This window comes from Falsiphaeobacter marinintestinus, assembly GCF_007923355.1.
In the GTDB taxonomy this organism is placed as follows: Bacteria; Pseudomonadota; Alphaproteobacteria; order Rhodobacterales; family Rhodobacteraceae; genus Phaeobacter_A; species Phaeobacter_A marinintestinus.
The window spans coordinates 238,045-259,957 of the sequence record NZ_VOGO01000006.1 but is presented as its reverse complement, the minus strand read 5'-3'; the positions used below and the strand labels follow the sequence as shown (position 1 = coordinate 259,957).

19 protein-coding genes are annotated in these 21,913 nt (G+C 58.3%); 11 read left to right on the top strand and 8 right to left on the bottom strand.

The window, feature by feature from the left end:
- Positions 1-444: 444 nt before the first annotated feature.
- The gene (locus tag FOY56_RS14830) at positions 445-2,451 is read right to left on the bottom strand and encodes a DEAD/DEAH box helicase (protein ID WP_146346639.1); all 2,007 of its coding nucleotides are present in this window, start codon (positions 2,449-2,451) and stop codon (positions 445-447) included.
- A gap of 167 nt (positions 2,452-2,618) precedes the next feature.
- Positions 2,619-3,275: a GntR family transcriptional regulator gene (locus FOY56_RS14825; protein WP_146346638.1), complete on the bottom strand. Its 657-nt coding sequence runs from the start codon at positions 3,273-3,275 to the stop codon at positions 2,619-2,621.
- A 137-nt stretch (positions 3,276-3,412) separates the two neighbouring features.
- Here FOY56_RS14825 and dctP point away from each other — a divergent pair, with 137 nt between their 5' ends.
- From dctP to FOY56_RS14800, 5 genes are read left to right on the top strand one after another with little or no spacing between them, the layout of a single operon-like run.
- On the top strand, positions 3,413-4,399 hold the full coding sequence (gene dctP, locus FOY56_RS14820) for a TRAP transporter substrate-binding protein DctP (protein ID WP_146346637.1): 987 nt from the start codon (positions 3,413-3,415) through the stop codon (positions 4,397-4,399).
- Positions 4,400-4,456: 57 nt separating this feature from the next.
- Complete coding sequence (locus tag FOY56_RS14815; protein WP_146346636.1) at positions 4,457-5,002, top strand: TRAP transporter small permease; 546 nt, start codon at positions 4,457-4,459, stop codon at positions 5,000-5,002.
- A gap of 2 nt (positions 5,003-5,004) precedes the next feature.
- Positions 5,005-6,321 carry a TRAP transporter large permease gene (locus FOY56_RS14810; RefSeq protein ID WP_146346635.1) on the top strand — a complete coding sequence of 439 codons (1,317 nt, stop codon included), beginning with the start codon at positions 5,005-5,007 and terminating at the stop codon, positions 6,319-6,321.
- Positions 6,318-7,577: a malonyl-CoA decarboxylase gene (locus tag FOY56_RS14805; RefSeq protein ID WP_146346634.1), complete on the top strand. Its 1,260-nt coding sequence runs from the start codon at positions 6,318-6,320 to the stop codon at positions 7,575-7,577. The genes FOY56_RS14810 and FOY56_RS14805 overlap by 4 nt, the downstream gene beginning before the upstream one ends.
- A 4-nt stretch (positions 7,578-7,581) precedes the next feature.
- On the top strand, positions 7,582-9,096 hold the full coding sequence (locus FOY56_RS14800; RefSeq protein ID WP_146346633.1) for a malonate--CoA ligase: 1,515 nt from the start codon (positions 7,582-7,584) through the stop codon (positions 9,094-9,096).
- 69 nt (positions 9,097-9,165) lie between these two features.
- Here FOY56_RS14800 and FOY56_RS14795 read toward each other — a convergent pair whose 3' ends face one another.
- Both FOY56_RS14795 and FOY56_RS14790 read right to left on the bottom strand, forming a co-directional pair.
- Positions 9,166-10,227 (bottom strand): ABC transporter ATP-binding protein, encoded by a 1,062-nt coding sequence (locus tag FOY56_RS14795; RefSeq protein WP_146346632.1) that lies wholly within the window; start codon positions 10,225-10,227, stop codon positions 9,166-9,168.
- A gap of 16 nt (positions 10,228-10,243) precedes the next feature.
- On the bottom strand, positions 10,244-11,023 hold the full coding sequence (locus tag FOY56_RS14790) for an IclR family transcriptional regulator (protein ID WP_146346631.1): 780 nt from the start codon (positions 11,021-11,023) through the stop codon (positions 10,244-10,246).
- A 165-nt stretch (positions 11,024-11,188) separates the two neighbouring features.
- On the opposite strand from FOY56_RS14790, the gene FOY56_RS14785 reads away from it, so the two are divergent.
- The 5 genes from FOY56_RS14785 (at position 11,189) to FOY56_RS14765 (ending at position 18,242) form a co-directional block, all read left to right on the top strand.
- Complete coding sequence (locus FOY56_RS14785) at positions 11,189-12,427, top strand: ABC transporter substrate-binding protein (RefSeq protein WP_146346630.1); 1,239 nt, start codon at positions 11,189-11,191, stop codon at positions 12,425-12,427.
- Between the two features lie 72 nt (positions 12,428-12,499).
- On the top strand, positions 12,500-13,387 hold the full coding sequence (locus FOY56_RS14780; protein WP_146346629.1) for a carbohydrate ABC transporter permease: 888 nt from the start codon (positions 12,500-12,502) through the stop codon (positions 13,385-13,387).
- Position 13,388: 1 nt separating this feature from the next.
- Positions 13,389-14,237: a carbohydrate ABC transporter permease gene (locus FOY56_RS14775; protein ID WP_146346628.1), complete on the top strand. Its 849-nt coding sequence runs from the start codon at positions 13,389-13,391 to the stop codon at positions 14,235-14,237.
- Positions 14,234-16,318 carry an alpha-galactosidase gene (locus FOY56_RS14770; protein ID WP_146346627.1) on the top strand — a complete coding sequence of 695 codons (2,085 nt, stop codon included), beginning with the start codon at positions 14,234-14,236 and terminating at the stop codon, positions 16,316-16,318. Before FOY56_RS14775 ends, FOY56_RS14770 begins: the two co-directional genes overlap by 4 nt.
- Before the next feature lie 4 nt (positions 16,319-16,322).
- Positions 16,323-18,242 carry a beta-galactosidase gene (locus FOY56_RS14765; protein WP_146346626.1) on the top strand — a complete coding sequence of 640 codons (1,920 nt, stop codon included), beginning with the start codon at positions 16,323-16,325 and terminating at the stop codon, positions 18,240-18,242.
- Positions 18,243-18,522: 280 nt separating this feature from the next.
- On the opposite strand, the gene rplT is transcribed toward FOY56_RS14765, so the two are convergent.
- From rplT to pyk, 4 genes are all read right to left on the bottom strand, one after another.
- A complete protein-coding gene (gene rplT, locus FOY56_RS14760; protein WP_146346625.1) occupies positions 18,523-18,888 on the bottom strand; it encodes a 50S ribosomal protein L20 in 366 nt (121 codons plus the stop codon).
- A 14-nt stretch (positions 18,889-18,902) separates the two neighbouring features.
- Positions 18,903-19,103 carry a 50S ribosomal protein L35 gene (gene rpmI / locus FOY56_RS14755; RefSeq protein ID WP_027263382.1) on the bottom strand — a complete coding sequence of 67 codons (201 nt, stop codon included), beginning with the start codon at positions 19,101-19,103 and terminating at the stop codon, positions 18,903-18,905.
- 194 nt (positions 19,104-19,297) lie between these two features.
- The gene (locus FOY56_RS14750) at positions 19,298-19,522 is read right to left on the bottom strand and encodes a hypothetical protein (protein WP_146346718.1); all 225 of its coding nucleotides are present in this window, start codon (positions 19,520-19,522) and stop codon (positions 19,298-19,300) included.
- Positions 19,523-19,579: 57 nt separating this feature from the next.
- Positions 19,580-21,025 (bottom strand): pyruvate kinase, encoded by a 1,446-nt coding sequence (gene pyk / locus FOY56_RS14745; RefSeq protein ID WP_146346624.1) that lies wholly within the window; start codon positions 21,023-21,025, stop codon positions 19,580-19,582.
- A gap of 129 nt (positions 21,026-21,154) precedes the next feature.
- Between pyk and FOY56_RS14740 the strand changes: the two genes are divergently transcribed.
- Entirely contained in the window at positions 21,155-21,892 is a 738-nt protein-coding gene (locus FOY56_RS14740; protein WP_146346623.1) for an N-formylglutamate amidohydrolase, read from the top strand.
- Positions 21,893-21,913 lie beyond the last annotated feature (21 nt).

Below are 21,913 nucleotides of genomic sequence, written 5' to 3'. Positions count from 1 at the left end.
CCACACAAACCCGTTGCGTATCAACAAAAAATTTGTCGCCGCGCCATTTTGTTGCTCTCGCACGCTGTTTGCTGTCCAAAATGGGCGCACCTTGCCCATATCAGTGTAATTTCCGCAACTTAAACGCTATGCGCCTGCCGCACCCACAACCGGAGCGCAATCGAGGAGTGCAGTCACCTCATCGATTTCGGGGGTGATTTGTGCAGGATTTTGAACCTCAGACAAAGCCTGGGCATCACATACAAATGCCAAGGCCAATGTGCCATCGGCACGCCGATTTGCCGCGTCCAGATCGGGTCGAGGGCGGTTGGCATTGGTGTCAAATACCGGTCCCTGCGTTGCCAACAACGACGCAGGGACCAAAAAAGGCAGGCCGGAGAAATAGGTCATCGCCGCGCCCAGGTTAAATGGACCGGCTATTCAAGTGGACCTGTTTGTCGGCCCTTAGGATTTTCCGCCAGGTTTGTCCGATTTGGACTTGCGCATTGCGGGACCAGTGCCGCCCATTTTTGCCGCGCTCAGTTTCCTTGCCCGGTTTTTTTTGCTGCTGGGCTTCCCCTTGGGCGGCTGTGGCCCGCGTGCCGGCTGATGCTTGCCGCCTGCAGGCTTGGACCCGGGCGATTTGGGTTTGCGCGCCTTCAATGGCTCTACTGACACGGTATCAGAAGCCTTTTTGTCATCGCGTTTGTACTTGCTGGTCGCAGGTTTCGCACCGGGCTTTGGCTTCTTCGGCTTTGGTTTGGGATCGTCGTTCCAATCGACCGGCTTGGTTGTTCCGGAAGGCCGCGACTGAGCAGACTTTTCGGGTCTGGCCGGTGCGGTCGAGCGCGGCTTTCGCTCAGGCGCGGATGTCGGGGTATCCCGACGCGGCGTGCGTTCGAACTGGGGCGCACCGGGCAGGCGTTTCAGCGCGGCGCCGTCTTCCAGAACCATGTCGGGCCCGACAGCGCTCAGGAACCCGGGAACCGAGCGTTCGCGTATTTCGACCAGCGAAGTTTCGTTCTGGATGCGAATGGCCCCGATGTCTTCGCGCGACAGGTTCCCCATTTTACAAAACATCGGCAACAAACGGCGCGGTTCTGCGCCAGCGCTTCGCCCGCCTTCCAGAGAGAACCAGACGCTGGGCCCAAAGGCTTCGCGCGGTTTCGCGGCTTCTGAAATGTCGGAAAGCTCTTCGGGCGCAGAGTGGCCCAGACGATAAAGCCGGATGTAAGCCGCCGCGATCTGTTCGGCCGTGAATGTCTCGGTCAACTTGGTCACAACATTCTGGATCGACGGTTCAACCGGGGTCAGCCAATCCGGGCTGGCCAACATACGTTCTTCGTCTTTGGCGGTGACTTCTTCGGCAGAGGGGGCTTCGGCCCAATCAGCTTTCAGCTTGGCCCACCCAAGCAGCCGCTCGGCCTTTTTGCGTGACGCAGGTGGCACGATCATCGCGCTGACGCCCTTGCGCCCAGCGCGGCCAGTCCGACCCGAGCGGTGCAGAAGCGTATCCTGATTGGTTGGCAATTCGGCGTGGATCACCAGCTCAAGATTCGGCAGGTCAATGCCGCGCGCGGCCACGTCGGTCGCCACGCAGACCCGTGCACGTCCGTCGCGCATGGCCTGCAAGGCATGGGTCCGTTCGCTTTGTGACAGCTCACCAGACAGGGCCACAACTGAAAACCCGCGATTGGACAGACGTGTGGTCAGGCGGTTAACCATCGCGCGGGTGTTGCAGAACACGATCGCGTTGGGGGCTTCGTAAAACCGCAACACGTTGATGATGGCGTTTTCGCCGTCACGCGCCGACACACGCAGCGCGCGGTATTCGATATCGGCATGCTGGGACGCGCCCGATGTTGTGGCGATCCGCACCGCGTCTTTCTGATAGCTTTTGGCAAGCTTGGCGATGTCGCCCGGTACAGTTGCCGAGAACAGCAGGGTCTGACGATCTGCTGGCGCCTGTTCAAGAATGAACTCAAGATCTTCGCGGAAGCCCAGATCCAGCATCTCGTCGGCTTCGTCCAGAACAACCGCTTTCAGCGACTCCAGATCAATCGAGCCGCGCATGATATGGTCGCGCAGACGGCCCGGCGTGGCCACGACGATATGCGCGCCACGGGCCAACGCGCGACGTTCATCGCGCATGTCCATGCCACCTACCGTCGATGTGACGACAGCGCCCGCCTTTTCATAAAGCCAGCTCAGTTCGCGTTTGACCTGCAAAGCCAGTTCACGGGTCGGGGCAATAACCAGCGCCAATGGGGCGTCGGCCCGTCCAAACACCTCGGCATCGCCAAAGAGGCCCGGCGCAATGGCAAGGCCAAAGCCAAGCGTTTTACCCGATCCTGTCTGAGCAGAGACCAACAGATCCTTGCCTGTCAGTTCGGGGTTCGTCACCGCCTCTTGCACCGCCGTCAGGGTGTCATAGCCACGGGCCTTGAGCGATTCTGAGAGAGCCTCTTTCACAGCAGGTCTACTTTCGTTTTTGAATGGTGTCCGGGCCGCGCAAAACCGTATTCGCCAGCCATGAAAGGACCGCCTCTACCCGGTCAGAGCAGGGATGTATAGTCTGAAGGCGGTTTCCAGCCAGTCAGGCTGGGTATGGCGGGGATGCGTCTTTGATGCAGCCCGGGTTACTCGCCCGCTTTTCTAAGCGTCGCCATCAGACTGTGGAATTTCTCACCCTGGATCGCGACGTGGCTGCGCAGCGCGTTTGCTGCGGCTTCGGAATCCCCCGATTCCAATGCCTCAACGACAGCCCTGTGTTCGGTCATCGATTGCGCCATGCGGCCGCGCAGGCGCAACTGTTGACGCCGGAAAGGCTGAAGACGCCGATGCAATGCACGGGCTTCGGATGCCAGAAAGCTGTTTCCGGACTGGGTGTAGATGATTTGGTGAAACCGTTCATTTTCAGCGTAATAGGCAATGTGATCGCGCTGATCGACAGCGGCCTGACACTTGATGTTCGCCTCGCGAAGATCGTTCAATGCATCATCGGAAATCCGCTTGGCCGCCAGCCGTCCGCAGACGGCTTCGACCTCGGCCATGACTTCGAACATTTCCATCAGTTCGACCGGGCCGGGCTGGCGCACGAAAGCGCCCCGTCGTGGGATCAGTTCGACAAGTCCCGACCGGGCCAGACGCTGCAACGCCTCTCTGAACGGAGTGCGCGATACCCCGAATTGTTCGGCCAGCCTGACTTCGTCCAATCGGTCGCCATCGGAAAACGTTCCGTCAAAAATCCGTTCTTCGAGGTCTTTTGCAATGATGTCAGCCGGGCGTTTCTCCATGTTTCCGCATTATCAAATGTGGTTTTGGAATTCAAGGAAGCAATTCTTGTATACTAAAGCTTGACTTAAGAAACACCTCGCCCCTACCCTACGGCCACCCCCGGCCTGCGCCGTGTGGGATTCTTTGGGAGGAAATTATGAAATCTTTGCTGAAAACGGCCGTTGCCGCCGTGGCGCTTGCATCTGCGGGCACATTGGCCAGTGCAGAAGAATTGCGTTTGTCGCACCAGTGGTCGAACAAGGACATCCGTCATCAGGTCGCGCAGATCGTGGCCGACGAGGTCGCAGCAGCCAACGTCGATCTTGAGATCAAGATCTTCGGCTCAAAATCGCTGTTCAAACCGCGCGAGCAGTACAAGCCGCTTAGCCGTGGCCAGCTGGACATGACCGTGCTTCCGCTAAGCTATGCGGGTGGTCAACAGCCCGCTTATAACCTGACGCTGATGCCCGGACTGGTGAAGAACCACGACCACGCGGCACGGCTGAGCAATTCGCCCTTCATGGAAGCGCTAGAAGCCAAGATGGCCGATGACGACGTTATGGTTCTGGTGCATGGCTATCTGGCTGGCGGTTTCGCCGGCAAGGAAAAGTGCATCACGGCACCCGACGATGTGAAAGGTCTGCAAACCCGCGCCGCAGGCAAGTCGTTCGAACAGATGCTGGCAGGTGCTGGCGCGTCGATCGCGTCAATGGCGTCGTCCGAAATCTACAACGCGATGCAGACCGGCGTTCTGCAGGCCGCGAACACATCGTCTTCGTCCTTCGTGTCCTATCGGATCTACGAACAGGTCGCGTGCTATACGCCTGCGGGCGATGTGGCGCTATGGTTCATGTATCAGCCGTTGTTGATGAACAAGAGCACCTTTGACGGACTGAATGCTGACCAGCAGGCTGCTTTGCTGGCCGCCTCTGCCAAAGCCGAAGCGTATTACCTTGAGAACGCCAAGGGTCAGGACGCGGCGTCGGCCAAAGTCTTCGCCGACGCTGGTGTCGAGATTGCCGAAATGAGCGCAGAAGACTTCGATGCATGGCGTCAGTTGGCGATGGAAACGTCGTACAAAAAGTTCGTCGAAGAAGTTCCTGATGGTCAGCAGTTGCTGGATATGGCGCTCGCCGTCGATTGATACGGTTCAGGGGCGGTCATAGGCCGCCCCACCACCCCAAGAATTCAGGAGGCCAGAATGGCCGGACAAACCTCAGCCCGTGTTGCGCAGACCGGGAACAATCCGTTCCTGCGCGTCGTTGCTGCCATTTCGACACTGGCAGGCTGGTGTTCTGCGGCCATGATTGTCGCCGCCGTTGCTATCACCTGCCAGATGATCATCGTGCGCTTTGTGCTGAACGGATCCACCGTGTGGCAAACCGAAGCCGTGATCTATCTGGTGATCGCCGCCACCCTTGTCGGGTTGCCGTATGTGCAACGTTTGCGCGGACATGTGAACGTCGATCTGATTCCGCTGTCGCTGCCTCCGAAACCGCGGTTTGTGCTGGCGGTTTTCACGTCGGTTCTGTCGATTTCTATCGTGGCCGTGATGCTGTGGTACGGGTATGAATACTGGCATTTCGCGTGGGACCGAGGCTGGCGGTCTGACACGATCTGGGGCGTGCGTCTTTGGATCCCCTATCTGGCTCTGCCTGTCGGATTTGGCCTGCTGCTCCTGCAGATGATCGCCGATCTGGTCGCGCTTATCCTGCGTATCGAAGCCCCCTTTGGACTGGAAGTATAACAATGGATCCGCTCACACTGGGAGGGCTGGTTGCCCTTGTCACCATCATGGTGCTGTTTTCCGGCGTCTCCGTCGCCATCGGGTTGCTGATTGTGTCGGCCGGGTTCCTGATCGCGTTTGACGGGATGCGGTCGCTGGAACTGATGCCCGAAATCCTGTTCGGAAAGCTGGACAATTTCGCGCTGTTGTCGATCCCGATGTTCATCATCATGGGGTCGTCCATCGCCTCAACCCGCGCTGGTGCTGACCTCTACGAAGCGCTGGAACGCTGGCTGACCCGCGTTCCCGGCGGGCTGGTCGTTTCAAACCTTGGCGCCTGCGCGTTGTTTGCGGCGATGTCGGGGTCATCCCCGGCCACCTGCGCCGCAATTGGTAAAATGGGCATCCCCGAGATGCGCAAACGCGGGTATCCTGACGGGGTCGCTGCCGGGTCCATCGCGGCTGGCGGCACACTTGGCATCCTGATCCCGCCATCGGTCACCATGATCGTTTACGGCATCGCTACCGAAACCTCGATCGGACGTCTGTTTCTGGCCGGTGTCATCCCCGGCCTGTTGCTGGTCGGCCTGTTCATGGCCTGGTCACTGTATTCAACGTGGAAATCCGGCGATGCCGAGCTTTTGGCGTCGGGGAGTTATACCTGGGCCGAACGGTTCGAGATTCTGCCCCGCGTGATCCCGTTTCTGCTGATCATTCTTGGTGTGCTTTACGCCATGTATGGCGGCATCGCGACTCCTTCGGAAACGGCTGCTGTTGGCGCGCTTTTGTGTCTGATCATCGCGATGGTCATCTATAAGCTGTGGAACCCGGCTGATCTGTGGGCGGTATTGCGCGACAGCACCAAGGAATCGGTGATGATCCTGTTCATCATCGCGGCTGCGGGTGTGTTTTCCTACATGCTGAGTTCGCTTTTCATCACCCAGTCGATTGCCGAATGGATCGGCACGCTGGATGTGAACCGCTGGGTTTTGATGGGCGCGGTCAACGTATTCCTGCTGATCGCGGGCTTCTTCCTGCCGCCGGTCGCGGTGATCCTGATGGCCGCCCCGATCCTGTTGCCGATCATCACCACCGCCGGGTTCGATCCGATCTGGTTCGCGGTTGTGCTGACCATCAACATGGAGATCGGCCTGATCTCACCGCCCGTCGGTTTGAACCTGTATGTCATCAACGGCATCGCGCCCGATATTTCGCTGAAGACAATCCTCATGGGGTCTTTGCCCTATGTGGCGTGCATGATAATCGCCATTATTCTATTGTGCATGTTCCCCGGACTGGCCACTTGGCTGCCAAACATGGTGATGGGAGGCGCGATATGACCTTGCTTGCTGACCTTCTTTCGACCGTATTCGAGCGGCGATACAGGCGCGAAACATCTGATTCCAACTGGGATGGACGCCCTTTGGAAGATCTGGCCGCCGCGTTGGTCGGGTCAGCCGGAGAAACCTCGGGGTTGGCGCTGGCCAAGGAAATCCTGTCTCGGTTTCAGGCGATGGAGGACGACGCAAAACTGGAGTTCTTCCGCAATATCGCGACCGCGATGAACATCGACCCGGAAACCGTGCGGACCACATTGGACGAGTATGAACAAAACCCGTCCAAAGCCAGCTATCGTGCCTTCGCCGCAGCCGTGGAACCCGCCCGTCAGGAATTGATCCGCAGACTGAACCATGTTCCGGGTGCCACCGGAACCCTCGTGAAAATGCGGGCTGATCTGCTGCGGCTGGGTCGGGGTGAACCAGAGCTGCAGGCGCTGGACCTTGATTTCCGCCATCTGTTTTCCAGCTGGTTCAATCGCGGCTTTCTGGTGCTGCGTCCGATCAGTTGGGAAAGCCCGGCGCATATCCTTGAAAAGATCACCGCCTATGAAGCAGTTCATGCCATCGACAGTTGGGACGACCTGCGCCGCCGCCTGGAACCCAGCGACCGGCGCTGCTTTGGCTTTTTCCACCCGGCAATGCCGGATGAACCCCTGATCTTTGTCGAAGTCGCTCTGATCCGGGGTATTCCGGGGTCTGTGCAGGCGCTTTTGGCCGAAGACCGCGAAGCCATGTCCGGGAACGAGGCGGATACAGCCGTCTTCTATTCCATCTCGAACTGTCAGGCCGGGCTGGCCAGCATCTCGTTCGGCAATTCACTGATCAAACAGGTCGCGTCGGACCTGTCAGCAGAGTTGCCCGGTCTTGAAACCTTTGTCACGCTGTCCCCGATCCCTGAGTTGACCAGATGGATGCGGGAACAGGATCTGACCGCCGACATCGAAAAACCCGATTCCATGGCCGCCCTGGCCGCACATTACCTGCTGACCGCAAAATCGCAGGACGGGCTGCCCTTTGATCCGGTCGCCCGGTTTCACCTGGGCAACGGAGCCATCATCCATGCGGTGCACGCCGATGCTGACACGTCGGAAAAGGGTCGCGCCCAATCCGGCGGCACGATGGTGAACTATCTCTATGATCTTTCCCGGATCTCACAGAATCACGAAAGCTTTGCCACCACGCGCGAAGTCGTCGCTTCGGCGGATGTCAGGGCGTTGGCGGCAACGGTCGATATCCCCTCAAGCCAAGAAAGGTAGCCCTATGTCGAACCCCCTTTATGATGGCTTGTTCGGTGTTCATTCGGGCAAATCGACCCCATTCCTGTTTCTTGCCGACGGCCGAGTGATCTCGCATGAGATGTTTCTTGAGATGGGAGCCCGGATTGCCCATGTGATGACACGTATCGGGCTGGCACCCGGTGACCGTGTTGCCGTTCAGGTCGACAAATCCCCGGAAGCGCTGGCAATATACGCCGCCTGCGCGCAGGCCGGGCTGGTCTTTTTGCCGCTCAACACCGCCTATACCGTCGATGAGCTCAGCTATTTCATCGAAAACAGTGGCGCCGCCCTGATTATCTGCGATTCCGCCCGCCGGTCTGGCCTGACCCAGATCGCGCAAAGCCTGGGTGCACAGATCGAAACGCTGGATGCCAATGGCAGCGGCACCTTGATAGATCAGGCGCGCGCGATGCCCGCGCAGTTCGACACTGTTAACCGGACCGGCGATGATCTTGCGGCCTTTCTGTACACGTCAGGCACCACAGGGCGCTCAAAAGGCGCGATGCTGACGCAAGCCAACCTTTTGTCCAATGCGCAAACGCTGGTGGACGAATGGCGGTTCACCGATGCCGATGTGCTGCTGCACGCCCTGCCGATCTTTCACACCCATGGGCTGTTCGTGGCCTCAAACGTGACGCTTGCCGCAGGCGGCAGCATGGTCTTTCTGCCGAAATTCGACGTCGATCAGATCATCGAATGGATGCCGAAAACGACAACGATGATGGGGGTTCCGACGTTCTATACCCGCCTTTTGTCAGATGACCGGTTTACCCGCGATCTGACAGCGCACATGCGCCTGTTTGTGTCCGGCTCGGCCCCGCTTCTGGCAGAAACCCATGTTCAGTTCGAAACCCTGACCGGACACCGCATCCTTGAACGCTATGGCATGACCGAAACCAACATGAACACCTCGAACCCCTATGACGGTGATCGGCGCGCTGGCACGGTCGGGCTGCCGTTGCCCGGCGTCGAGTTGAAGATCACCGATCCCGACACGGGTAAAACACTGCCGACCGGTGAGATCGGGCAGATCGAAGTTCGTGGTCCGAACGTATTCAAAGGCTATTGGCAAATGCCCGAGAAAACCGCGGCCGAGCTGCGGGCGGACGGGTTTTTCATAACCGGCGACCTTGGGAAAACTGACCACGACGGCTATGTTCAGATTGTTGGCCGAAACAAGGATCTGATCATCTCGGGCGGGTACAATATCTATCCCAAGGAAATCGAACTGGTGCTGGACGACCAGCCCGGGGTTCTGGAAAGTGCCGTGATCGGCGTGCCGCATCCTGATTTTGGAGAGACCGTGCTGGGGATCATTGTACCTGAAAACGGTCAGTCCCCGGATCTGGACGGCATGATGCAAGCCGTTCGCACATCGCTGGCCCGGTTCAAACACCCCCGCCAGCTGATCCTGATCGACGAACTGCCGCGCAACACCATGGGGAAAGTTCAGAAGAACATCCTGCGCGACCAGTATCGGGAAATGTTCACCCCGTAACCGCCCCGTTTCGTTTAAGTCCCAGCACCGTTTTCTCCCATTTTATCTGCTGCTGCGGGAAAATGCAGCTTACCTCAGGCGCGCTTCGGTTTCGGCGTCGAAGACCATCGCCGATGCCGGGTCGAAGTCCAACGCAACATTTGTGCCGATGGGGATCGCTTCATCCCCCTTCGTTTCCACCACGATCCGTTCTTTGGTTGATGTGCTCATGTAATCATAAGCAACGCCGCCCAAACGTTCGCGGATTTCAATGCTCACCGTCGACTCCGCTTCCCGAACCGTGATGTTTTGAGGCCGCAGGCCGACGATGACGGACTGGCCCTCGGCAGGCAAGGCAACTGTGCTCTCCACCATTCGGTTGTCCAACGCAGTGACACAGACCTTGCCATCTTTCACAACGCCATTCAGGAAATTCATGCTGGGCGATCCGATGAATCCGGCCACGAACTTGTTGCCGGGATTCTGATACAATTGCATTGGGGTGCCAACCTGTTCGATCTTGCCGGCACGCAGTACAACGATCTTGTCTGCCAACGTCATCGCTTCGACCTGATCATGGGTCACATAGATCATCGTGGCCCCGATTTCCTTATGTAGTCGGGCGATTTCAACACGCATGTCGACACGCAGTTCCGCGTCGAGGTTCGACAACGGTTCGTCAAACAAGAACACCTCGGGTCCACGGACGATCGCACGGCCAATGGCCACGCGCTGGCGTTGCCCGCCTGACAAAGCTTTGGGTTTGCGTTTGAGATACGGGCCAAGCTGAAGGATTTCGGCAGCCTTGCCGACCTTCCGGGCCACTTCGGCCTTGGGCATGCCGTTCATCTTCAGGCCGAAACCCATGTTTTCTTCCACGGTCATATGCGGATAAAGCGCGTAAGTCTGAAACACCATTGCGACCCCACGATCTGCTGGGTCCGCGCGGGTTACATCACGACCGCCGATGCTGATCTGACCGGCCGAGGTTTCTTCAAGACCGGCCACCATCCGCAACAGCGTGGACTTGCCGCAGCCAGACGGGCCAACGAAAACGCAGAACTCACCATCTTCGATTTCCAGATCAACACCATGGATAACCTTAGCGTCACCATACCGTTTGATCACTTGGTTCAGGATGACACCAGACATGTGGTTCTCCGATCAGTCAGGACGGGAACTGCCAGGCCGAGGCTTCGGCCCCGATCTTTCCGGCAGTTTCTATGAGTTGCGGTTTGAAGGCCGTCAGGTCCTCAAGCGAGCGTCGCGACGTGGACGACACAATCGATATGGCCCCGATCACGCGACCACTTTGGGTGAAAATGGGCGCGGCAATGGAAATGATGCCATCTTCATGCTCTTCGCGGTCATAGGCCACCCCTTCTGCGCGGATCTGGTCGAATTCAGCCATCACGCCGTCTGCAGTATCGTGCGTTGCCGAGGTGAATTTCAGATAGGTCTGATGCGACATGGCGCGGTCAAATCGTTCTGGCGTCAGGTGCGCCAGAATTGCTTTTCCGACGCCCGTACAATGCGCCGGGGCAATACGACCCGCCTGCGCCAGCGTGTCAAACCGATTAGAGCTGCGGCATTTATCGATGAACAGAACCTGTCCGTTCTCCATCTGCGCAAGATGGATGGTTTCGCCAGTTTCGACGGCAAGCGCCTCAAGATGCAGCCGCGCCAGAGGGGCCAGAGAACTTTGCGCCCATGCCTGATGCGCCAACCGGACCAAACGCAAACCCAGCGAATAGGTCTGACGCTCGCCATCATATTTCAACATGCCCTGGTTCGTCAGGGTCTGAAGAAACCGATACAGCGTGGCCTTGGGGTGCGGGCTTTGCTCAAGCAAATCCGAAAAGCGAACCGGGCGGCCGATTTCGGCCACCATATCCAGGATATCCAGGGCTTTGCCGACAGTGCCATCGCCAGATGCCTGCTTATTCATCAGAAATGACCCTCCCTGCCCTGAAAATCCCCGAAATGCGAAACTGTTGACATAGGTATCTGCGTCCTGCACTGTTTTCAATAGTTGATATCATGTTCCATTATTTGGAACTTTTGTTAACCCCGCCGGAGACGGCGGATCAGAGGGACATCAAGGGAGGAAACCATGTTCCATCGCACCAAGACCCTGGCGGCCGCGTTCGCTGCTTCGACTTTGCTTGCATCGCCGCTCTTTGCAGGTGAGCTGGTCATAAATACGGATACATCGGACCCTGCCCCCAAAGCCGCATTCGAAGCCCTGATTGCAGGCTTTGAAGCCGAAAATCCCGACGTCGAGGTCACCTGGAACCTGTTTGACCACGAAGGATACAAAACCTCGATCCGCAACTTTCTGACCGCAGATGCCCCGGATCTGGCGAACTGGTATGCAGGCAACCGGATGCTGCCCTATGTCAACGCCGGCCTGTTCGAGCCTGTTGACGATGTCTGGGACGAACACAACTTGCACGAAACGCTGGCCTCGTCCGAAGGGTCCATGACCATCGATGGCCAGATCTGGGGCGTGCCCTATACGTATTATCAGTGGGGTGTGTACTATCGTAAGGACATCTTCGAGGCCAACGGCATTGCCGTCCCGAAAAACTGGGACGACTTCAAGGCCGCCGGCGCCAAACTGACCGCCGCAGGCATCACCCCGATCACCATTGGCACCAAGTATCTTTGGACCGCTGGCGGCGTGTTCGACTATCTGAACCTGCGCACCAATGGCTATGATTTCCACATGGCGCTGACCAAGGGTGAAATCCCTTGGACCGATGATCGCGTCAGGGCCACCATGGCCAACTGGAAAGAGCTTCTGGATGCCGGTTTCTTCCTCGACAACCATGCTGCTTATTCCTGGCAGGAAGCACTGGCACCGATGGTACAGGGTGAAGCCGCCATGTACGTCATGGGCAACTTCGCTGTCGCACCTTTGCGCGAGGCTGGCCTGACTGACGATCAGCTTGGGTTCTTCCAATTCCCGGTGATCAATCCTGACGTACCACTGGCCGAAGAGGCCCCAACCGACACGATCCACATTCCGTCCAACGCCAAGAACAAGGAAGACGCCAAGAAATTCCTGGCCTATCTGGCGCGCGCCGATGTGCAGACCGAGATCAACATGACGCTCGGACAGTTGCCGATCAACAAAGACAGCTCAGTCGGCGACGACAAGTTCCTGCAGGCCGGTTACGAAATGCTAAGCTCAACCGACGGCGGCATCGCGCAGTTCTTTGACCGTGACGCACCCGCCGAGATGGCCAAAGCCGGAATGGAGGGCTTTCAGGAATTCATGGTCAAGCCCGAACGTCTGGACAAGATCCTTGAACGTCTCGAGAAAGTCCGGAACCGCGTCTACAAATAATCCTGAACAGGCCTGTCTCTGGCGAAATCCGGGGGCAGGTCTACCAGCGCGCCTTGCCTGAGAGGGAAAACAGTGTCCGCCTATTGGAAGAAGAACCAGCAACGGCTTGCGCCATGGCTTTTCCTGGCACCGGGAATCTTCATGTTCCTGATGTACGTGATCATTCCGATCTTCCAGTCAGTGAACATCAGCTTTTATGCCTGGGACGGTTTGGGTGAACGCGAATGGGTCGGCGCGGGCAACTATGTCGAACTGATGGACGACGAGGCGTTTTACACCTCTTTGAAAAACAACGTCCTCTGGCTGGTCCTTTACATGCTGGCCATTCCTGCCGGCCTGTTCGTGGCCCTGTTTCTGAACCAAACCGTACGCGGCATCCGCATTTATAAGTCTTTGTTCTTTTTCCCTTTTGTCATTTCTCAGGTTGTGGTCGGTCTGGTCTTTTCGTGGTTCTATGATCCCAAATACGGGCTACTGAACATCTTTCTGACCTCTCTCGGGTTCGAGGCGATACCAGTTCTGGCTGACGAAACCTGGGTAACCTACGGCATCATCGCCGCTGGCCTGTGGCCGCAAACAGCCTATTGCATGATCCTGTATCTGACCGGTTTGAACGCGGTTGATCCCGAACAGATCGAAGCGGCGCGGCTGGACAACGCGAAAGGCTTTAAGTTGCTGTGGTACGTGGTGTTGCCGCAACTCAAGCCCGCCACCTTCATCGCGGTTGTGGTGACAGTGATTGGCGCTTTGCGGTCGTTCGATCTGATTTCGATCATGACCGATGGCGGCCCCTGGGGCAGTTCCCGCGTGCTTGCCTTTTACATGTATGAACAAGCGTTCAGCGAATACGGCTTCCGGATGGGCTACGGCGCCGCGATTGCGGTCGTGCTGTTCGCCATCATGATGATCTATATCTCGGTCTTCCTGTACAAGATGTACCGCGACGAGAGAGGGTACTGAGGTGTTTCCGACCCCGATAGCAAGGACATCCTCTGGCACCCAGATCGCCTATAAGATCGCGCTGCCGGTTGCGCTGGTCCTGTGGTTGTTGCCACTGATTGCAGTCGCGCTGACCTCGGTACGATCGGCGGGGGATATCACAGCGGGCAACTATTGGGGGTGGCCGACCAGCTTCAATCTGTTGGCAAACTATACCGCGATCTTCGAAAACACGCCGATCGGCAAATATATCCTGAACTCATTCAAGGTGACGATCCCGACTGTGATCGGCTCGGTCGCATTAAGCTGCATGACTGGCTTTGCGCTGGCAGTCTATAAATTCCGTGCCAATCTGATCGTGTTTTTCATGTTCGTCGCTGGTAACTTTGTGCCCTTTCAAATCCTGATGGTGCCCGTCCGCGACCTGACGCTGAACATGGGGATCTACAACACCACCGCCGGGCTGGCGCTGTTTCACATCGCCTTTCAGACCGGTTTTTGCACCCTGTTCATGCGCAATTTCATCAAGGCCATGCCGTTTGAACTGATCGAGGCGGCGCGGGTCGAAGGCGTCAGCGAAATCAAGATTTTCTGGTACGTCGTGCTTCCGCTGATGAAACCGGCAATCGCCGCGCTTTCGGTGCTGATCTTTACCTTTATCTGGAACGACTATTTCTGGGCCACCGTGCTGACGCAGGGCGCAGACACGCAGCCCATAACTGCAGGCCTTTATTCATTGAACGGCCAGTGGGTTGCGGCATGGCATCTGGTGTCAGCCGGGTCCATTGTGGCGGCCCTGCCGCCGGTCTTGATGTTCTTCCTGATGCAACGCCACTTTATCGCCGGTCTGACGTTGGGGGCCGTGAAATGATCCGATGCTGGCGGCTTGACGACGCGCGTCAGACGGTTGTGCTCGGATCCCGCCATGACCGCCTTGCCGAGGTGATCTATTGGGGGGCGCGGCTGCCCAACGACGAAGATCTGGCCACGCTTTATGCGGCGCACGATCTGGACGTGACCGGCGGAATGCTGGACGCCAACCCTGAACTCTCCGTGTGCCCCGAAGCCACCCGCACCTTTCCCGGCCAACCCGGAATGGTCCTGCACGACACAAATGGCTCACCGCTGCTGCCCCGTTTCCGTTTGTCGGAGGCGCAGAAGACAGACGATCAGCTGACCCTGACCTACACGGACAGCGCTGCTGCTCTGACCTATTCGGCGCGGTTCCTGATCAACGCCAAAACCCATGTAATCGAAGCGCGGGCCACGCTTGAGGCATCTCGCCCCGTTCGCGTGCATTGGCTTTCCGCGCCGGTCTTTCCTGCTCCGCAGCACTCGGACGAGATGATCGATTTTTCCGGGCGTTGGTGTGGCGAATTTCAGGTGAATGTCACGCCCTGGTCCCCGGGTATCCGGCTTCGTGAAAACCGGACCGGCCGCACCGGGCACGAACATTTTCCCGGCCTGATTGTCCCGTGCAAAGGGGCGACGAACACCGCCGGCGACGCGTATGCGTTTCACTATGGCTGGTCTGGCGGTCATCGCATGGTCGCCGAAGAACTGCCGGACGGGCGCCGCCAAATTCAGTTTGGTCACGCCACTGGGTTAGAAAACGCTTCCAGTACGAGGTTCGAAACAGCGCCGCTGTACGCCGTGTTCTCGGACGCTGGGTTCAACGGATGCGCCGTGGCCTTTCAACGGCATGTGCGAGACCAGATTGTCCGGTTTCCCACCCCAGCACGGTCGCGACCAGTTCACTATAACTGCTGGGAAGCGGTCTATTTTGATCACAGCCTGCCAGTCCTCACAGACATCGCTGACCGGGCCGCCAAACTGGGGGCAGAACGCTTTGTGCTGGACGACGGCTGGTTTGGAACACGAGACGACGACACCCAGGCGTTGTCAGATTGGCATATCGACCGGCGCAAATACCCCGACGGGCTGACCCCGCTGATCGATCATGTTCACAAGCTGGGCATGACCTTCGGCATCTGGTTTGAACCCGAGATGATCAACCCGAATTCAGACGTCTATCGCGCCAACCCGCACTGGGCACTCGGCGACACCGACCAAATCCTCGGGCGGCATCAGATGGCGCTGAACATGGCGTTGCCCGAGGTTTGCGAGTTCTTGTTTGACCGTATCTCTGCCGTGCTGCGCGACCACGAGATCGATTATGTCAAATGGGATCATAACCGCGTGCTGCCCCTGCCGGACGCGACCCAGACACAGGGGACCTATGCCCTGATCGACCGTCTGCGCGCCGCATATCCGAAAGTGGAAATCGAAAGCTGCGCTTCAGGCGGCGGGCGGATCGACTTTGGCATTCTGTCCCGAACGCACCGGGTGTGGCTGTCAGACAGCAACGACGCGTTGGAACGTCTGAAGATACAGCACAATGCTGCGCTTTTCCTGCCCATGGCGGTGACCGGTAGCCATGTCGGACCACGGCGGTGTCATACCTCGGGGCGGGTGATGGATATCAGGTTTCGCGCCTGGGTGGCCGCGCAGAGGCATATGGGGTTCGAAATGGACCCGCGCGAACTGACCGATGAAGAAGCCGAGGTTTTGACGGGCGTGACGGGATGGTGGAAAGCCAATCGTGACTGGATGCTCCACGCCGATATTCTGCGCTTGGACAGCCCGGACCCTGCCGTGATCGCCGAGCAGCAATTGGCGCAAGGTGGTGACAGATTTGTGGTGTTTGCAGGACGGGCCGAACCCTCACGCCAGATCGCGCCCCGGCCTTTGCCTCTGACCCAACTGTCGCCGGACGCATACTATCGGGTCGACCTGATCAACCGGGACGACGCACCCGCCCTGTCGCGCGGCAATCCGGCCCTGAAAACAGGCGCCATCACGGTGAGCGGGCAATACCTGATGCAGCACGGTTTAACCTTGCCGTGGAGCTTTCCGGAAACGATGTGGGTGATCGAAGGGACCCGTCTGTGACCTCATGAAACGTACACTTGGCACCTGCTATTATCCCGAACACTGGCCCAAAAGCACCTGGAAGGACGATGCTACCCGCATGGCCGATCTGGGTCTGACATGGGTCCGCATCGGTGAATTCGCATGGTCACAATTGGAACCGACCGCCGGAGCCTATGACTTCGGATGGCTTGATGACGCGATAGAAACGCTTGGCGCTGCCGGATTGCGTGTGGTTCTTGGCACGCCCACCGCGACACCACCGCGCTGGATGCTGGATCGTCATCCCGACATGTTGGCCATGGATCCCAAGGGCAGACCCCGCAAATTCGGGTCGCGCCGCCATTACTGTTTCAGTCACGAAGGCTATAAACAGGAATGCGCCCGGATCGTAACCGCACTGGCCAGACGCTATGGCCGCAACCCGCATGTCGCAGCCTGGCAAACCGACAACGAATACGGTTGCCACGACACCACGATCTCATACAGCGAAGCCGCGCGATCAGCCTTCAGGCTTTGGTTGCGGGCGCGGTATCCGGGCGACGGCAATGACGGCGACATCGACGCACTGAACGGGGCCTGGGGCAATGTGTTCTGGTCGATGAAATACGACGACTTCGACCAGATCGGTCTACCCAACCTGACAGTGACCGAACCGAACCCGGCGCACAGTCTGGCCTTTCGGCGTTTCAGTTCGGATCAGGTGGTTCGGTTCAACCGGCTTCAGACAGACATCCTGAGGGCGCGCACAAATGCGCCCATCGCGCATAATTACATGGGGCGGATCACAGATTTTGACCATTTCGCCGTCGGGGCAGATCTGGATATTGCCAGTTGGGACAGCTATCCGCTGGGCTTTCTTGAAGATCGCGTCGGGGCCACACCGGATCATCAACGCCGCTTTGCCAGACAGGGCGATCCCGATTTTCAGGCCTTTCACCATGACCTGTACCGCGCCGTGGGCCGCGGCCGCTGGTGGGTGATGGAACAACAGCCGGGACCGGTCAACTGGGCACCCTATAACCCCGCCCCCTTGCCCGGCATGGTCCGGCTGTGGAGCTGGGAAGCGTTCGCTCATGGTGCAGAAGCCGTGTGCTATTTCCGCTGGAGGCAAGCCCCGATGGCCCAGGAACAGATGCATGCAGGGTTGCTGCGACCCGACAACGCCGAGGCCCCGGCAATGCACGAGGTCCGACAACTGGCGTCAGAGATCTCTGGCGCCCCGGCGGTCGGGGCGTCTTGCACGTCGGTCGCGCTGATATTCGACTACGACGCCGATTTCGCCTGGTCCGTCCAGCCACATGGGCAGGGGCTCAGCTATTTCGGACTGGTTTTTCAGGTGTATCAGGCGATGCGCACTCTTGGTTTATCCATCGACATCCTGCCGCCGGACACCACAGATTTCTCTGGCTATCGCCTGATCGCCGCGCCAGGGCTTATGCACATGCCGGATGCCCTGAAAGAGGCGTTGTTGCAAAGCGGGGCACAGGTTGTCGTCGGGCCAAGAAGCGGGGCGCGGGATCAGGACATGTCCATTCCGGTGCCACTGCCACCTGCGCTGCCCGGAATTGACGTAACCGTATCCTATGTCGAAAGCCTGCGACCGGACATGCCCGTCCCACTGCAGGGCGACGGCGCGGTTACGCATTATGTGGAAGCCTTGGAAGGCAGCGCGACGGTTGACCTGGTTTCACAGGATGGTGCTGCGATTGCCATGTCCGGTATGAATACTCAGTACGTCGGTGGTTGGCTCGACCATCAAGGTTGGCGGCGGGTTTTACGTCAGGCTTGCACGAAGGCCGGTGTTGACACCCTGAACCTGCCCGAAGGCCTGCGCCTGCGCGACACCGAAACCGAGCGCTTCTGGTTTAACCACAATGCCAAGCCCGTGACCTTTTCCGGCAGAGTTTTCCCTGCCGCATCGGTGTCACGAGACACGCCATGACACGTCCTGCAAATCAAGCTTACGCCATCGGGCAGTTCGGTTCGATGTGAGGATGTCGTGGCCGACGTCGAACACGGGTGGCCTCAGAACTCTTCAAGCCAGTTGTCAGACGGAGAGCGGCGAACAGGTCTGAGAGTTCCTGCACCGCAGAATGCCTGCCCGATCCAACCATCTCCGGATGCATGATGCTGACTGGCACCCAAGGTGACCCTCAAAAAAGAAAACCCCGCAGCTATCTGCGGGGTTCTCTACATCTTACTTGTTCGCAGTTGGTGCCGGATCAGGCGGCCAGTGCGCCTTTGGCTTGCTCAACAATAGCGCTGAATGCTTCGGGCTCATGCACGGCCAGATCGGCCAGAACCTTACGGTCCACTTCGATGCCAGCCATGTTCAGACCATTGATGAAGCGCGAATATGTCAGAGCTTCGTCATGCGAGCGTACAGCAGCATTGATCCGCTGGATCCACAGCGCGCGGAAATTCCGCTTGCGGTTCTTGCGGTCGCGGGTTGCATACTGGTTTGCCTTGTCAACGGCCTGACGGGCGACCTTGAAGGTATTCTTGCGGCGGCCATAGTAACCTTTGGCGGCCTTGATAACCTTCTTGTGACGGGCGTGAGTTGTGGTTCCACCTTTTACGCGGGACATATCTAAATCTCCTCTTAACGGTCGTAGGGCATGAAGCCCTTGACGATCTTGGCGTCGGGGGCGGAAAGGGTCGTGGTGCCGCGGGCATCACGGATGAATTTTCTGGTGCGTTTGATCATGCCGTGGCGTTTGCCGGCCTGACCAGCCATAACCTTGCCGGTGGCAGTCACCTTAAAGCGCTTCTTGGCGCTCGACTTCGTCTTCATCTTGGGCATTTTCGTCTCCTTGAGTCGATTTCGTTACGCACGACTCGGCATGCCTCGATCGGCCGGCCGTACGAATAGAGGCGCCCAATACGAAAGATAGGCGGGACAGGCAAGGGAAAACCGCCGTATCAGGCCAACGAACATGACCGACGGTCCGAACACCGCCATCAAACCCTGCTTCTTTGCCACATACAGTGGACCGATCAGGGGATGATGCTGCCAACAACTTTCAGAAAAACATCCGGCACGTCGCTGATCTCGTACCCGCCTGGATGCGTTTTCACCGCATAGATCACCATGGCGGCCGAAATGATGATGATGAATATGGGCGCGCGGGGTGGGCGGGATTCACTGAAGGCCGACATGATTGCCGGAATGCAAAGCACCCCCAGTATCAAGCCCACGATAAGGAGCACATCCGTATTCATCACGTTCCCACCCTTTAAATAATCCACAGACGATAGGTCAGTATCGCGCCGAAAAGATTAACCCGGATCCGTGCTATAGATCAAACGTTCATCACAAGGGGCAACGCGAAGAATGTTGGTTGTGCCTGGCATGTTGAACGGCACACCGGCCATAACAACAATCTGGTCGCTTTCCACAGCAAACCCACCCGAGCGCGCCGCACGCGCCGCATTGACCACCGCGCTTTTGAACCGCTCCAGCACTTCTGTCATCACGCAATTGCAGCCCCAGCTCAGGCAGAGCCTGCGCGCCGTGCCCCGCAACGAGGTCATTGCAATGATCGGCACACCGGGCCGTTCACGCGCGGTCAGCAGCGCCGTTGTGCCGCTTTGCGTGAAAACACAGATCGCTTTGATGTCGGTGGTTTCGGCGATCTCGCGGGCCGCCCCGACAATGGCGTCGGCCACGCCGTGCTTCCGCCCACCCCGAGACGCGGCGATGATGCCGGTATAATTCGGGTCGGCTTCGACCTCGATCGCGACTTTGTCCATGGTCTGGACTGCTTCGATCGGGAATTGGCCGGCGGCCGATTCCGCGCTCAGCATGATCGCGTCCGTGCCCTCATAGATTGCTGCCGCAACGTCCGACACTTCGGCGCGGGTCGGAACCGGGCTTTCGATCATGCTTTCCAACATTTGGGTCGCGACGATCACCGGCTTGGCCACATAGCGACACTTGCGGATCAGACGCTTCTGGATCGGCGGCACCTGCTGAAGCGGTAACTCGACCCCAAGATCCCCGCGTGCAACCATGATCCCGTCAGATACTTCCAGAATCTCATCGAAATGTTCGACCGCCGAGGGCTTTTCGATCTTGGCCAGAATCGCCGCCCGGCCATCCGCCAATTCGCGCGCCTCAGCCACATCTTCAGGGCGTTGAACAAAGGACAACGCCAGCCAGTCGACGCCAAGGCGACAAGCGACTTCCAGATCGGCCCGATCCTTTTCGCTAAGCGCAGCCAGCGGCAACACGACATCGGGCACGTTCACGCCCTTGCGGTTCGAAATGGTGCCGCCTGCGACCACGGTACATTCGGCATAATCCGGTCCGCAATCTTCGACCTTCAGCCGAATCTTGCCATCGTTGACCAACAGCGATGCCCCCATCTTGAGGGCCGCAAAAATCTCGGGGTGAGGCAGGCAGACGCGGGTTGCATCGCCTTCAGCGGTGTCCAGATCCAGCCGGAAGCTTGCGCCGTCTTCCAATTCTTCGGATCCATTTGCAAAGCTGCCAACCCGCAGCTTGGGGCCTTGCAAATCGGCAAGAATGGCAATCGGGCTGTCCAAATCGCGCTCAACCTCGCGAATAATCCTGTGTTTTTCGCGAATCTCGTCATGGGTGCCGTGGCTCATGTTTAGGCGAAAGACATCCGCGCCAGCCTCGTGCAGGGCGCGGATCATGTCATAGGTCTCAGAGGCCGGGCCCAGAGTCGCCACAATTTTCACATTTCTCAGACGTCGCATGGTCCCGCTCTCTCCAATGTTCCGGAATTGCGATATGTTACCGCAAACAATTTCATTGGGTGCTTATCGCCCAATTCCCATTCCCGGGCAACTCCCCTACATATCTGCCGCAACACTGGTGGCAGGCATATGACATATACTCCGTTTTTCATTCATGGCGAAACCCGCCCCGCGCGTTGGCTGATCACCTGTGATCACGCCGCCAACACTGTGCCGCCACAGGTGAACAGCGGCGATCTGGGGCTGGCGCGCGAGGATATGGAACGCCACATCGCCTTTGATCCCGGATCATACGGGGTGGCGCAGCATCTTGGTGTTTTGCTGGACGCCCCGGTGATCGCGTCGAACTTCTCGCGCCTTGTGATCGATCCGAACCGGGGCGAAGATGATCCGACACTTCTGATGAAGCTCTATGACGGCTCCATCATCCCCGGAAATCGCGATGCTGATGACGCCGAGATCGAACGCCGGTTGAACCTGTGCTATCGGCCTTATCATGAACAACTGGCCCGCATGGCCGCCCTGCCGCATGCTGTGATCCTGTCGATCCATTCTTATACAAGGCAGTTGCGCGGACGTCCGCCCCGCCCTTGGGAAGTTGGGGCGCTCTATGCCGAAGATGACCGGCTGGCCCGACCCTTCATTGATATCCTGAGCGCAGACAGCGACCTGACAGTTGGCGACAATGAACCCTATTCCGGCCACCTGCCCGGCGACGCCGTCGACAAACACGCCATCGCGTTTGGACGCCCCAATCTATTAATCGAACTTCGAAACGATCTGATCGCGGACCATACAGAACAAAAGGCCTGGGCCGAACGGCTGGCTCCGGTGCTGCAAGAGGCGCTGGATCGCAGCGGCGTCTGACCCGACCCAGCCGCAAACCTT